Source organism: Pseudomonadota bacterium (assembly GCA_027624955.1).
In the GTDB taxonomy this organism is placed as follows: Bacteria; Pseudomonadota; Alphaproteobacteria; order UBA828; family UBA828; genus PTKB01.
Genome location: JAQBTG010000011.1, coordinates 39,692 through 51,914, shown reverse-complemented (window position 1 = coordinate 51,914; position 12,223 = coordinate 39,692). Strand labels below are relative to the sequence as shown.

Below are 12,223 nucleotides of genomic sequence, written 5' to 3'. Positions count from 1 at the left end.
CAGAGGAGGACGGGCAATGCGCGTCATATTTCCATTTTTAGCGGCGCTGGCGATGACCGTGGCCGGTTTCACTCCACCGGCAACGGCGGCGGAGGGTGTGAAGGTGACGCCGCTCGGGTTGGTAAAGGGAGAATTTTGCAAGTTTGACCGGGCGATGATCTTTGAGGACCCGGACGGTACGCGCATTCTCTACGACCCGGGCCGTACGGTGGCTGGCCCGAAGGATCCGCGCCTCGGCCGGATCGATGTGATCCTGGCGAGCCATATGCACGGCGATCATGTCGGCGACAAGCATCAGCCGGCGCCCAATGCCGGGAGCTGCGGCGAACCGGATCTATCGGTTAGCGCGCTGCCCAATACCAATCTGATCAACATCGCGCTGTTCAAGGACGCCAAGATCGTCACCGGCAGCGAGATGCCCCAATTTTTCGCCAATAAACTGCAGGCGCTTGGCGGCGATCCGGGGAATTCGTTGCTGGCGCGCTTCGGCGGGGCGCGCCAGATTGGCGGGGTCACCATCACCACGGTGCCGGCGGCCCATTCGAACGCCGTCAATCCGGCAATGATCGGCGGTGAACTTGGCGCGCTTCTGTCTGCCGCCGGGCTTGGCGCCTATGTCGGCCCGCCGACCGGCTATGTGCTGACGTTCTCGAACGGGCTGAGCGCGTATCTATCTGGCGATACCGGCATTACGGCGGAACAGGAGAGCGTGGTGCGCCGGCATTATCGTGCACAGCTTGTGGTGATGAATATCGGCGATGTGTTCACCACTGGACCGAAGGAAGCGGCGTTCGTCATCAACGAACTGGTGCGGCCAAACTCGGTGATCGCCAGCCACGCCAACGAGGTCGCCACCAAAGACGGCATCGTCATCACGGGCAGCAAAACGGATATGTTCATCCGCGCTTCGAGAGTGCCGGTGCATGTACCGTTGAGCGAACAGGTGATGACGTTCAACGCCCACGGCGATTGCGTAGACGGCTGCGCCAAGCGATAAGGCGCGGATCGCCGGGGCCCGGCTGAAGCCGCGCGCCTTTTCATGGAAGAGGCTGCAAGTGGCGGCCACACTCAAGTGGCGGCCACACTCAGGGCAATTATGGTGTGGCTCCGCAGTTGCTGTTATCGTCGCGTGACGGTGGGTAAGCTGCCCGGAAACTCAGGCCGCGCCACGGCGATTTTGAGAGAACATAGCGAATGAACCGCTCGCGCCTTTTATTTCTCTACGTCGGTCATTTTTACGACCATCTGTTCGTGTTCCTCTATCCGACCGTCGTCCTGACGTTGCAGCATCAATTCGATCAGCCCTACGACGAATTGCTGCTGCTGGCGACACCGGGACTCGTGGCCTTTGCCGCTGGCGCCATACCGGCCGGCTGGCTCGCCGACCGCTGGAGCCGCTCGGGCATGATGGCGATATTCTTTTTCGGCATCGGTGCGTCAGCGATCCTCACCGGCATGGCGCGCAGCCAACTCGAAATCGCCATCGGCTTATTCTTCATCGGCCTGTTTGCCTCGATCTATCATCCGGTCGGTATTGCGATGATCGTCCAGGGACGAGAGAAAGTTGGGCGGCTGTTGGGCATCAACGGCGTGTGGGGCAATATGGGTCTCGCTGCGGCAGCGTTGGTCGCCGGCGCGCTCGGCGATTGGATATCGTGGGGCGCGGCGTTCTATATCCCCGGCGCGGTGGCCGTGCTGACCGGCGTGGTGTACGTCGTGGCGTCACGCTCCTGGCCAGTGGAGGACAAGGTCGCCGCGCCGAAGAAGGAAAATATGATGGCGGCAATAGCTGCCTCACCGGAGGCGCGCCAAGCCATGTGGCGGGTCATTGGCATTCTCGGTATGGCGGCGTTTTTGGTTGGGGTGGTGTTCCAGACCAGCACCATCGCGCTGCCCAAACTGTTCGAAGAGGGGCTCGGCGACATCGCGTCATCGGGGCTCGGCGTCGGCGGCATGGTGTCGGTAGCGATCGCCATCGCGGCCTTTACCCAGATCGCCACCGGCCTGCTTGTCGACAGGTTTCCGATCAAATCGGTGTGGATCGGCGCGCTGTTTTTGCAGGTTCCGCTGTTGATAGTGGTCGGCATGGTTTCACAGGTCGGCCTGCTGATCGCGGCCTTCGCCTTGCTGGTGGTCATATTTGGTGAAATTCCGATCCAGGATGCGCTGTTGACCCGCCACACGCCCGACCACCTGCGCTCGCGCATCTTCGGCTTGAAGTTTTCCCTCGCGCTTGGCGCTAGTGCGTTGTCGGTGCCGATAATTGCGGCGTTGCACACCACGGGCGGCGGGTTCACCTGGCTGTTCGCGATGCTCGCCGCCTGCGCCCTAGCAGTCGGCTTCGCCGCAATGTGGCTGCCGATGCGCCCGCGTCACCTCGAAGCCGGCACCACTGTCAGCACCCCTGTCAGCACCACGGCCGGCGCCGACTGAAAGCGCGTTACCTCAAAATTCCTGGCGCTCTTCGTCGAGGCCTTCGGGGTCAGCGTGGATGATTACTTCTGCGTTGGGATAGGCGGCGAGAATGGCCATTTCGACCGCGTCGGAGACGATGTGCGATTCATCCAAGGTCAACCCGCCATCCATCGAGATATGCAATTGGATGAAACTGTTGAGCCCGGCGGCGCGGGTTTTGAGGTCGTGACAATCGATCACCGAGGGATGACGTAAGGCGATTTTCTTGATGTTGTCACGATCGGCATCGGGCAATTCGCGATCCATCAGATGGTTGAGCGATTCGCGGGCGATCCGGAAGGCACTGTAAATAATGAAGCCGGCAATGATCAGCGCAACAATCGGATCGGCGGCGCCCCAATCGAGGAACATCACCAACAATAGCGATACGATAACTCCGGCATTGACCAGTATATCGGTGGCGTAATGCACCGAATCGGCGCGAATCGCGAGCGAATCGGTACGCCGGATGACCGAGCGCTGATAGACCACCAACGCACTGGTGACGACGATGGAAAACGCCATCACGCCGAGCCCGAGCACGCCCTGCTCGATGGCGCGCGGCTCCAACAGGCGGCCGATTGCTTCGAAAATAAGATAGATACCGGAGGCGCTGATGAACGCCGCCTGCCCTAGTCCGGCCAGGGGTTCCGCCTTGCCATGGCCAAATCTGTGTTCTGAATCAGCGGGTTGCAAGGCATGGCGCACGGCAAACAGATTGACCAGCGAGGCCAGCGCATCCATCGCCGAATCGGCCAGAGACGATAACAGGCTGACTGAATCAGTGATCAACCAGGCGGCAAGCTTGAGGACGATGAGCACCAACGCAACGCCGACCGCAGCCATCGTCGCGCGCTGCATCAGCCGCTTGGCTTGGTCGCTCGATATCGGACGCGCTGTCATATGCCCAGTTTAGCCCGATACAGCCGAGCGGTGAAAATTACACCGCCCTCGGCCCTGCCTATTTGCCGCCCTCGGCCCTGCCCTAAGGAAACAACCGCTGTGTGGTCCAGCCGGCACCGGCGCGCTCGAACAACCGCCGCTCATGCAGGCGCGACGGCCGGTCCTGCCAGAATTCGATGCGCTCAGGCGTCAGTCTGAAACCCGACCAGAAATCCGGCCGCGGCACTTTGCCGATGCCGAATTTGAGAACATATTTGGCGACACGGCGCTCGAGCGCGAGCCTGCCTTCCAAGGGCGTTGATTGCTTCGACGCCCAGGCGCCGATCTGACTGTCTTTATGGCGCGAGGCGAAATAGGCATCGGCCTCTGCCGCCGAGACCGCCGACACCGGGCCCTCAATGCGCACTTGGCGGCCGAGCGGCATCCAATAAAAACACATCGCAGCAAACGGATTGGCGCTCAATTGGCGGCCCTTGCGGCTGCCGAGATTGGTGTAGAAGACGAAGCCCTTGTCGTCATAGCCCTTCAACAGCACCATCCGCGTACTGGGCCGCCCGGTTTCATCCGCCGTGGCCAGGTTGACCGCTGTTGGCTCATCCAGTCCGCTTTCGGCGGCGGCGGCATACCATTCCGCGAACAGGTCGAAGGGGTCTTTGTCCTCACGTATCGCCATGCCGATTATTTTCCGTTTTATCGTTTTTTATTAACGTCTTATTGCTGCGCCGCCAGGAAAAGCACTCACCATACTGTGATCACAAACACATAAAACCGCCACAATTTTTTGCTATATTGAGAAATTCGCCAATTTTGCCTATATGGTGACAAGGTGAAGCCGCTGCGTTTGGCAATGCGGTCCGCGGATAGCTCTAAACTGAGGAGACAGGATCATGAGACTCGTGCGAAACGCAGCCCTCGGCATTGCTTTAATTGGCATGGTCGGGCTCGGCGCCTGCAATCAAAACGCAGGCGATAAAGAAACGCTCGGCTCGCTTGGCGGCGCTGCTTTGGGCGGTTTGGCCGGCGCGCAGATCGGCGGCGGTACGGGCCAGCTCGCGGCCACTGCGGTCGGTGCCCTGCTCGGCTTCTTTATCGGCCAGGAAGTCGGCTCATCGCTCGACAAAGCAGATCAGCTTTATGCCGAGCGCACTGCCGACGTTGCACTCGAATCCACGCCAACTGGCCAAAGCAGCACCTGGAGCAATCCCGATAGCGGCAATAGCGGCACCATCACGCCGGTCCGCACGTCGTATTCGGATTCGGGCCAGCCGTGCCGCGAATATCAGCAAACCGTCACCATCGGCGGTGAGACCCAACAGGCCTACGGTACTGCCTGCCGCCAAGAGGACGGCAGCTGGCGCATCGTTAACTGACTGGCCGCTCAGCAAACCTTACGGAATCCCGCCACCCTGCGAATAGGCGATAGCTGGACGCAGGTGTTTCATGCGCCGAGTGCTTTGGTGTAGGATGCGTGCGCTCGGATTCGGGCCTCTCAAATACGCCAAACTCGGGGATTTCATGAACGATTCAAGCTTGCTCATGGCGGGAAAACGGGGGCTCATCATGGGCGTCGCCAACGAGCGCTCGCTCGCTTGGGGCATCGCCCGCGCTGCCGCCAGCCACGGTGCGGAACTCGCCTTCAGCTATCAGGGCGAGGCGCTGCAAAAACGCGTGATACCACTCGCCGAATCAGTCGGTTCCGACGTCATTCTGCCGTGCGATGTAACCGATAATGCGAGCATCGAAGCGCTGTTCGCGGCGATCAAATCTAAATGGGGAAAATTAGATTTTCTCGTCCACGCCATCGCCTTCTCCGACAAAGAGGAACTGAAGGGCCGCTATCTCGACACGACGGCGGAGAACTTCACCTCAACCCTGGCCATATCCTGCTATTCCTTCACCGCGCTCTGCCGCCATGCGGCGGTGTTGATGCCGGACGGCGGCAGCCTGCTGACGCTGACCTATGCGGGCGCCGAGCGGGTGATGCCGCATTATAATGTCATGGGGGTCGCCAAAGCGGCGCTCGAAGCGAGCGTGCGCTATCTCGCCGCCGATTTAGGCACCGACAAGATCCGCGTCAACGCGATTTCCGCCGGGCCGATCAAGACTCTGGCGGCGTCCGGCATTGGTGATTTTCGCTATATTCTGAAATGGAACGAGTATAACGCGCCGCTCCGGCGCAACGTCACCATCGACGAGGTGGGCGGCGCCGGCGTGTATTTTCTCAGCGATCTCAGCAGCGGCGTCACCGGCGAGATTCATCATGTCGATTGCGGCTACCATGTTGTTGGAATGAAACACCCGGACGCGCCGGATATTTCGGTGGTTTGACCCATGTCGTTCAACAGCTTCGGGCGATTGTTTCGCGTCACGACATGGGGCGAAAGCCATGGCCCGGCGATCGGCTGCGTGCTCGACGGCGTGCCGCCGCGTCTGGCGCTCGACACCAGCAATATTCAGCCCTTTCTCGATAAGCGCCGCCCCGGACAATCGCGCTTCGTCACCCAGCGCAAAGAGAGCGACAGCGTCGCCATCCTCTCCGGCACCTTTGAGGGCCTGACGACCGGGACGCCGATTGCGCTCGAAATTCAAAATCAAGACGCGCGCTCCGGCGATTATGACAAGAACCTCGACCGCTACCGCCCGGGCCACGCTGATTTCACCTATCAAGCCAAATACGGCATCCGCGACCATCGCGGCGGCGGGCGGGCAAGCGCGCGCGAAACCGCCATGCGCGTTGCCGCCGGCGCGGTCGCGCGCATCATATTGGGGCCCGACATCACCATTCGTGGCGCCTTGGTGCAGCTCGGCGAGAAAGAAGTAGATCGCGGGCGCTGGGATTGGGCGGCCACCACGGCGAATGATTTTTGGTGCCCGGATGCGGCGGCGGTGGTGGGATGGGAAACCTATCTCGATGGCGTGCGCAAGGCCGGCTCGTCGGTCGGCGCGATCATTGAAATCGAGGCATCGGGCGTACCGGCCGGTCTCGGTGCGCCGCATTACGGTAAGCTGGACGCCGATCTGGCCGCCGCGATGATGAGCATTCACGCCGTGAAGGGCGTCGAAATCGGCGCCGGATTCGCCGCGGCGCGGCTGAGCGGCGAGGACAATGCCGATGAAATGCGCAGCGGCACGGACGGCCAACCCGAATTTCTCTCGAACAATGCGGGCGGCATCCTGGGCGGTATTTCGACCGGCCAGGACATCCGCGTCCGCTTTGCCGTCAAGCCGACCAGCTCGATCTTGAAGCCTCGGCAAACGGTGACTCTGGCCGGCGAGAACGCCGAGATTTCGACCAAGGGCCGGCATGATCCCTGCGTCGGCATCCGCGCCGTGCCGGTCGGTGAAGCGATGATGGCCTGCGTGCTGGCCGATCATTTGCTGCTCCACCGCGCCCAGTGCGGCTAAATGGCGCGGCCGAGCAAATCCGGCAAACCCGGCAAGACCCGGGCCAACCCGGTGCATGCGCTCAAATTGCCCGATCAGCGTCGTCTCGACCCAGCGATCAAGGCGCTGTTTGCAAAATTCATCGAGAAACTCGGCTTCGTGCCCAACGTCTTCCGCTCTTACACCCTGCGGCCCGGGCGGCTGGAGCATTTCCGGCAATATAATAACGAGCTGATGCTGGGCGAGTCCGGGCTGACCAGGCTGGAGCGCGAGATGATCGCGGTGGTGGTGTCCTCGGTAAACCATTGCCATTACTGCCTGGTCGCGCATGGCGCGGCGGTGCGGGTGCTCTCGGGCGATGCGCATCTCGGCGATCAATTGGCGACCAATTACCGCTCGGCCGAGCTGCCGGCGCGTCAGCGCGCGATGCTTGATTTCGCCTGGAAGCTGAGCGCAACGCCGGCGTTGATCGAGGAAAGCGACCGCGCCGCGCTGCGCCGCGCTGGATTCAGCGACGAGGATATATTCGATATTGCCGAAGTGGCCGCCTTCTACGCCGCCTCGAATCGTCTGGCCAGTGCCGTCGATGCCCGCCCAAATGCGGAATATCACGACATGGGAAGATAGCGAGTCGCACGACAAGCCCCTCTTCCCCGGGGGAAGAGGGGTTGGGGAAAAGCGGCAAGCCAAGCGCGAAGGGCATTTTTTTGGTCCCTCAGACGCCGGGCGGTCGCGTCCGCTCTCTTGGCTACCTCGTATTAACTCGGGCGCGCGGTCGCGCTTGCCAGAATGCATGAAGCATTCTGGGGGTGGTGCCTTTCGGCAGAATCTTTCTTGGGTCGTTCACGCCGCGAGCAACTGCTCGGCGCGGCGCCTAGCCGCCGCCGCGTCTGTTGCTTTTCCCTCGCCTTCAAGTGCCGTGGCCAAGAGTTTCCAGGCCTGGGCATTGTTTGGCTTCGAGGCGGTGCGCTCCTGGAGGAGCGAACTGGCGAGCGGATATTTGCCGCATTTAAGCGCTACTCGGATGAGCATCTGCGCGAATAGATCGCGCTGCGCATGGCTGCCGCCGATGGAGCAGATACGATAGCGCAGCGGCAGCATCAAGCTCAGCGCCAGATCGAAATCGCCGTGATATTGCGCGCGTACCGCCTGCGCCAAAGCTGTTCCGACCGCATTCAAAACCTCCGCCTGCCTGTTGCGCGTGTAGGACTTGGCGGCACCCATCGATGCGATCATTTCATCGAGCGCGGAGGTACGCCCTGCTGCAGCCAACGCGATGGCGAAATGCAGATCAGCGAAGACCAGGAGATGATCGCCGGTGCGCTTTTCCGCCTTGTCTGCCAGTTCCTCCCAGCGCCCGCCGGTGGCGACGCCGGCATTCTCCAGGCGCCACAACGTTGCGACGGCATTGCTGATATCGAGATAGTCGTCCGATTGATCGGCGCGGATATGCGCATCGTAAAGACGCAGCACCTCGTCATATTGCTCACGCTCATAATGATAAAGCGCGCGGTGCCACCACACATGGTAGGTGAAGTTATTGCAGCCGCTCCAGCCGTCTTCGGTGCTCTTCAGCCAGGCGATTCCGTCCTGGCACTGGCCTTGCATTTCATGCACATGGGCGACCGCATGTACCGCCCATATATCGCCCGGATTGGCTTCCACCGCTCGCTCTCCCATGGAGCGGGCGGCTACGTATTCACCGCATTCCTCGAGGCCGAAGGCGTACATGCCGTGTACGAACCCGGCGCCCGGCCCGCCTGCTTCCCAGGCCGGCAGGACGCGCGCTACGGAAGTGCGCATGCCAATGCTGTCACCCATATAAAAGTGGCAGAAATGGGCCAGGCGGAGCGCCAGGATGTCGCGCGGATAGTCGATCAGAATGCGCTCCCACCGGTCCGTGCATTCGACCATATCGCCGGCGCACCAGGATTCGAGCGCCGCCAAATGCTCGCATTCGCGCGCGCTCACGACCTTGGCCATTTCGCGCGCATTCTCGGCGCATTGCGTCGCTTTTTCTTCTAATGCGGGTAGCGCGAAGAGTTTGAAGAAATAGCCCTTGATGCAATGGCCCATAAAAAAGCCTTCATCGGCGGCCAGGGCCTGCTTTAGATGGCTGCCCGTATCGCCACGAAATCCAAGGAAGGCGCACAGGGTTTCGTCATAGTGGCGGGCGGCCTCGCGGCTCGCCGCCGTCATGGCCAAGCCAAAGCAATCGCTTTGCATAACTGAACCCTTGCGGATGGTAGCTAACTCCCGGCACCATGCCACAATTGTAATACACGCAAAAGATGGGATTTCCTTGTGGATTTCAGCCTGAGCGCCGAACAAATAGATCTTCAAGCTCGCGCCCGCGACGTGGCGGCGGGTCAAATAACCGCGCGCGCCGCTGAGGTCGACCGCAGCGAAGCTTATCCGTGGGACAATGTCGATCTCCTCAAGCAATCCGGGTTTTTCGGCATGACGATTCCGAAGGCCTATGGCGGCCAAGGACTCGATTATTTCGACACGGTTCTGGTGGTCGAGGAAATGGCCAAGGCCTGCGCCGTCACCGGGCGCATTTCGGTTGAGGCCAATATGGGCGCCATCAGCATCATCATGACCTATGGCAGCGAGGCGCAGAAAAAACTCGCGGCCGAGCTGGTGTTGGACGGCGACAAGCCGGCGATCTGCATCACCGAGCCCGACGCCGGAAGTGCGGCGACAGAAATGACCAGCCGCGCCGATCAGCGCGGCAACGGCTATGTCCTCAACGGCAAAAAGCATTGGATTACCGGCGGCGGCGTGTCGCGTCTGCATCTGATATTTGCCCGCGTGTTCGACGCCAAAGGCGAGGAACAAGGCATCGGCGGCTTCATCGCGATCAGAGACAAAACCGCGGGGCTGGAACTGGGCCGGCGCGAGAGAACCATGGGTCTCCGGGGTATCCCCGAATGCGAAATCCTGATGAACGAGATGGTCGTCAACGCCGATATGCTGGTGCTGCCGCCACGCGGCCTGAAGAAAGGCTTTGCCGATTTAATGACCGCCTATAACGGCCAGCGCGTCGGCGCGGCGACCGTGGCACTTGGCATTGCCGAGGGCGCCTATCGCCTGGCCCTCGACTACGCCCAGGAGCGCGAGCAGTTCGGCCGGCCGATCGCTGAATTTCAGGGACTGCAATGGATGCTGGCGGATATGAGCATTGGCCTGGCGGCGGCGCGCAGCCTCATCCAGCGCGCGGCGGTCTGCCCGCTCGGCGAATTCCCCGACGTGCTGGAGGCCGCCCAGGCCAAGATTTTTGCGTCGGAAATGGCGATCCGGGTGACCAATGACGCGCTGCAAATCTTCGGTGCCGCGGGTTATTCGCGGGCACGGCCGCTTGAGCGCATGGTGCGCGATGCGCGCATGTTCACCATCGGCGGCGGCACGGCGCAAATTCTCCGCACCCAGGTTGCCTCGCGCATCCTCGGCAAACGCCTGCCGCAAACCCGCGACGGCTACGTCAAAGAATAGAGCGAATTGTGGTTAGCCGGCGAAGCGCCCGGCGAGCAGGAACTCCTTGTTGCCCTCGGCGCCGGTGATCGGGCTCGGGCAAATGCCGAGCAGCTGCCAGCCCGGTAGTTCCTCCAGCCAAGCGCTCATGGTGGCGCATATTTCACAATGGATTTCCGGATCGCGGACGATGCCGCCCTTGCCGACACGCTCCTTCCCGGCCTCAAACTGCGGCTTGATCAGCGCGACCAGGAAGGCGCCCGGCGCGGCCAACGCCAGCGCCGCCGGCAGCACGGTGCGAAGGCCAATGAAACTGGCGTCACACACAACGGCATCGACCGGCTCGGGGACATGCTCCGAGGTTAGGTAGCGGGCGTTGAGGCGCTCCAGCACGATGACGCGGTTGTCGCGCCGCAGTTTATCGGCAAGCTGGCCGTAGCCGACATCGACGGCATAAACCTGCGCCGCGCCGCGTGCCAACAGGACATCAGTGAAGCCGCCGGTGGAGGCGCCGATATCGAGGGCTGTCCGGCCGGTGACGTCGAGGGCGAAATGTTCGAGCGCATGGGCCAGCTTGATGCCGCCGCGCGACACCCAGGGGTGTGGCGCCTCGCGCAGGCTGAGCGGCGTATCGGGATCGAGCTTTTGGCCCGGCTTTTCCAGTTTACGCGTCCCGGAAAACACCTTGCCCGCCATCGCCAGCGCCGCCGCCTTGGTCTTGCTGTCGACCAAGCCGCGTTCGACGAGCAGGCTGTCGAGCCGGATTTTTTCTGGTTTTGCCGTTTGCCTAAGCCTTTATGCTGGCGCGTTTATGGTGTGCCGCTAATTCTTGCGCGCCACGATAAAGCGCGCGACGTCGCGCAACAGATCGGCTTTGTCATCGAATGGCTGCAAGGCCGTAACCGCCTCTTCGACCAATTGCGCGGCGCGACTACGCGCGCCTTCGAGCCCGAGAAGATCGACGAACGTCGCCTTGCCGGCGGCGGCGTCTTTCTGCACCGCCTTGCCGAGATCGGCTTCGCTGCCTTCGACGTCGAGCAAATCATCGGCGATTTGAAAGGCCAGGCCAATCGCCTCGGCGTAGCGCCCAAGTGCTGCCCGCTCCGCCTGACCCGCCTCGCCGCGTTTCGCCAAAATTGCGCCGGCGATGCAGGAAAAATGGAACAAGGCGCCGGTTTTTTTGCCTTGCAGGCGGGTCACGGCGGCAAGGTCGAGGGTGCTATCTTCGGCGGCTAAATCCATCATCTGGCCGCCCGCCATGCCGCCACCGCCGGCGGCGATGGCCAATTGATGGGTGATTTCAGCGCGCACGCCGGAGTCCGGATGGCCGTCGGGCGCGGCAACCACTTCGAAGGCGAGCGTGAGCAGTGAATCACCGGCCAGGATCGCCGTCGCATCGTCGAATTTCTTGTGGCAGGTCGGCAAGCCGCGGCGCAGATCGTCATTGTCCATCGCTGGAAGATCGTCATGCACCAGTGAATAGGTATGCACCATTTCGATGGCGGCGGCGCTTGGCATCGCCCATTCCAACGGCACGTCGAACAGCGCCGCCGAGCGCAGAACGAGAAACGGGCGCAGGCGCTTGCCGCCAGCAAGGGTGGAATAGCGCATGGCATCAAACAAACGGCCATCGCTATCGGCGGAACGTGGGATATAGCCGTCGAGCGCGGCGTTGACCTGTGCGGCCGATGCTCCCATCGCCTCTTTCAGGCGGCTCAAACCGGCCTCCTCATTGTTAGTCCAACGGCTCCGCGCTGAGGGTGCCGTCTTTTTCGATCTTCTCGACCCGAAGCTGAGCGTCGCGCAATTTGCCCTCGCAATGTTTCTTTAGGAGGACGCCACGCTCATAGGCTTCGATGGCGCCTTCGAGGCTGGTATCGCCGGATTCGAGACGTTGTACGATCTCTTCGAGCTCGCCGAGCGCTTTCTCGAAATCGATGCTCTCAAGGTCTTTTTCGACCTCTGCGGATTTGTCATTTTTGCTCATGATGGCGCCAGAATAGGGGCT

13 protein-coding genes are annotated in these 12,223 nt (G+C 61.6%); 7 read left to right on the top strand and 6 right to left on the bottom strand.

The window, feature by feature from the left end; all coding sequences use genetic code 11:
- Window positions 1-52: 52 nt before the first annotated feature.
- Window positions 53-997: an MBL fold metallo-hydrolase gene (locus tag O3A94_06200; protein ID MDA1355847.1), complete on the top strand. Its 945-nt coding sequence runs from the start codon at window positions 53-55 to the stop codon at window positions 995-997.
- 197 nt (window positions 998-1,194) lie between these two features.
- Window positions 1,195-2,433: an MFS transporter gene (locus tag O3A94_06195; GenBank protein MDA1355846.1), complete on the top strand. Its 1,239-nt coding sequence runs from the start codon at window positions 1,195-1,197 to the stop codon at window positions 2,431-2,433.
- 12 nt (window positions 2,434-2,445) lie between these two features.
- Here the strand turns inward: O3A94_06195 and O3A94_06190 are convergent, their stop codons facing one another.
- Both O3A94_06190 and pdxH read right to left on the bottom strand, forming a co-directional pair.
- Window positions 2,446-3,357 carry a cation diffusion facilitator family transporter gene (locus tag O3A94_06190; protein ID MDA1355845.1) on the bottom strand — a complete coding sequence of 304 codons (912 nt, stop codon included), beginning with the start codon at window positions 3,355-3,357 and terminating at the stop codon, window positions 2,446-2,448.
- A gap of 82 nt (window positions 3,358-3,439) precedes the next feature.
- A complete protein-coding gene (pdxH, locus tag O3A94_06185) occupies window positions 3,440-4,030 on the bottom strand; it encodes a pyridoxamine 5'-phosphate oxidase (GenBank protein ID MDA1355844.1) in 591 nt (196 codons plus the stop codon).
- A gap of 214 nt (window positions 4,031-4,244) precedes the next feature.
- Here pdxH and O3A94_06180 point away from each other — a divergent pair, with 214 nt between their 5' ends.
- From O3A94_06180 to O3A94_06165, 4 genes are all read left to right on the top strand, one after another.
- The gene (locus O3A94_06180; GenBank protein MDA1355843.1) at window positions 4,245-4,727 is read left to right on the top strand and encodes an RT0821/Lpp0805 family surface protein; all 483 of its coding nucleotides are present in this window, start codon (window positions 4,245-4,247) and stop codon (window positions 4,725-4,727) included.
- A gap of 145 nt (window positions 4,728-4,872) precedes the next feature.
- Window positions 4,873-5,685, top strand: a complete 813-nt coding sequence (gene fabI, locus O3A94_06175) for an enoyl-ACP reductase FabI (protein ID MDA1355842.1) — start codon at window positions 4,873-4,875, stop codon at window positions 5,683-5,685.
- A 3-nt stretch (window positions 5,686-5,688) separates the two neighbouring features.
- Window positions 5,689-6,762, top strand: a complete 1,074-nt coding sequence (aroC, locus tag O3A94_06170; GenBank protein MDA1355841.1) for a chorismate synthase — start codon at window positions 5,689-5,691, stop codon at window positions 6,760-6,762.
- Window positions 6,763-7,368: a peroxidase-related enzyme gene (locus O3A94_06165; protein ID MDA1355840.1), complete on the top strand. Its 606-nt coding sequence runs from the start codon at window positions 6,763-6,765 to the stop codon at window positions 7,366-7,368.
- 216 nt (window positions 7,369-7,584) lie between these two features.
- On the opposite strand, the gene O3A94_06160 is transcribed toward O3A94_06165, so the two are convergent.
- Window positions 7,585-8,967: a tetratricopeptide repeat protein gene (locus O3A94_06160; GenBank protein ID MDA1355839.1), complete on the bottom strand. Its 1,383-nt coding sequence runs from the start codon at window positions 8,965-8,967 to the stop codon at window positions 7,585-7,587.
- A 78-nt stretch (window positions 8,968-9,045) separates the two neighbouring features.
- Between O3A94_06160 and O3A94_06155 the strand changes: the two genes are divergently transcribed.
- Window positions 9,046-10,236: an acyl-CoA dehydrogenase family protein gene (locus O3A94_06155; protein MDA1355838.1), complete on the top strand. Its 1,191-nt coding sequence runs from the start codon at window positions 9,046-9,048 to the stop codon at window positions 10,234-10,236.
- Window positions 10,237-10,248: 12 nt separating this feature from the next.
- Here the strand turns inward: O3A94_06155 and O3A94_06150 are convergent, their stop codons facing one another.
- From O3A94_06150 to xseB, 3 genes are all read right to left on the bottom strand, one after another.
- Entirely contained in the window at window positions 10,249-10,965 is a 717-nt protein-coding gene (locus O3A94_06150) for a TlyA family RNA methyltransferase (GenBank protein MDA1355837.1), read from the bottom strand.
- A gap of 72 nt (window positions 10,966-11,037) precedes the next feature.
- A complete protein-coding gene (locus O3A94_06145; GenBank protein ID MDA1355836.1) occupies window positions 11,038-11,934 on the bottom strand; it encodes a polyprenyl synthetase family protein in 897 nt (298 codons plus the stop codon).
- A 16-nt stretch (window positions 11,935-11,950) separates the two neighbouring features.
- Window positions 11,951-12,202: an exodeoxyribonuclease VII small subunit gene (xseB, locus tag O3A94_06140; protein MDA1355835.1), complete on the bottom strand. Its 252-nt coding sequence runs from the start codon at window positions 12,200-12,202 to the stop codon at window positions 11,951-11,953.
- Between the last annotated feature and the right edge of the window lie 21 nt (window positions 12,203-12,223).

Excerpts from the sequence above, each read along its gene's own strand:
- O3A94_06200 (MDA1355847.1), top strand. The coding sequence starts at position 53 with ATGACCGTGGCCGGTTTCACTCCACCGGCAACGGCGGCGGAGGGTGTG.
- O3A94_06195 (MDA1355846.1), top strand. The coding sequence starts at position 1,195 with ATGAACCGCTCGCGCCTTTTATTTCTCTACGTCGGTCATTTTTACGAC.
- O3A94_06190 (MDA1355845.1), bottom strand. The coding sequence starts at position 3,357 with ATGACAGCGCGTCCGATATCGAGCGACCAAGCCAAGCGGCTGATGCAG.
- pdxH (MDA1355844.1), bottom strand. The coding sequence starts at position 4,030 with ATGGCGATACGTGAGGACAAAGACCCCTTCGACCTGTTCGCGGAATGG.
- O3A94_06180 (MDA1355843.1), top strand. The coding sequence starts at position 4,245 with ATGAGACTCGTGCGAAACGCAGCCCTCGGCATTGCTTTAATTGGCATG.
- fabI (MDA1355842.1), top strand. The coding sequence starts at position 4,873 with ATGAACGATTCAAGCTTGCTCATGGCGGGAAAACGGGGGCTCATCATG.
- aroC (MDA1355841.1), top strand. The coding sequence starts at position 5,689 with ATGTCGTTCAACAGCTTCGGGCGATTGTTTCGCGTCACGACATGGGGC.
- O3A94_06165 (MDA1355840.1), top strand. The coding sequence starts at position 6,763 with ATGGCGCGGCCGAGCAAATCCGGCAAACCCGGCAAGACCCGGGCCAAC.
- O3A94_06160 (MDA1355839.1), bottom strand. The coding sequence starts at position 8,967 with ATGCAAAGCGATTGCTTTGGCTTGGCCATGACGGCGGCGAGCCGCGAG.
- xseB (MDA1355835.1), bottom strand. The coding sequence starts at position 12,202 with ATGAGCAAAAATGACAAATCCGCAGAGGTCGAAAAAGACCTTGAGAGC.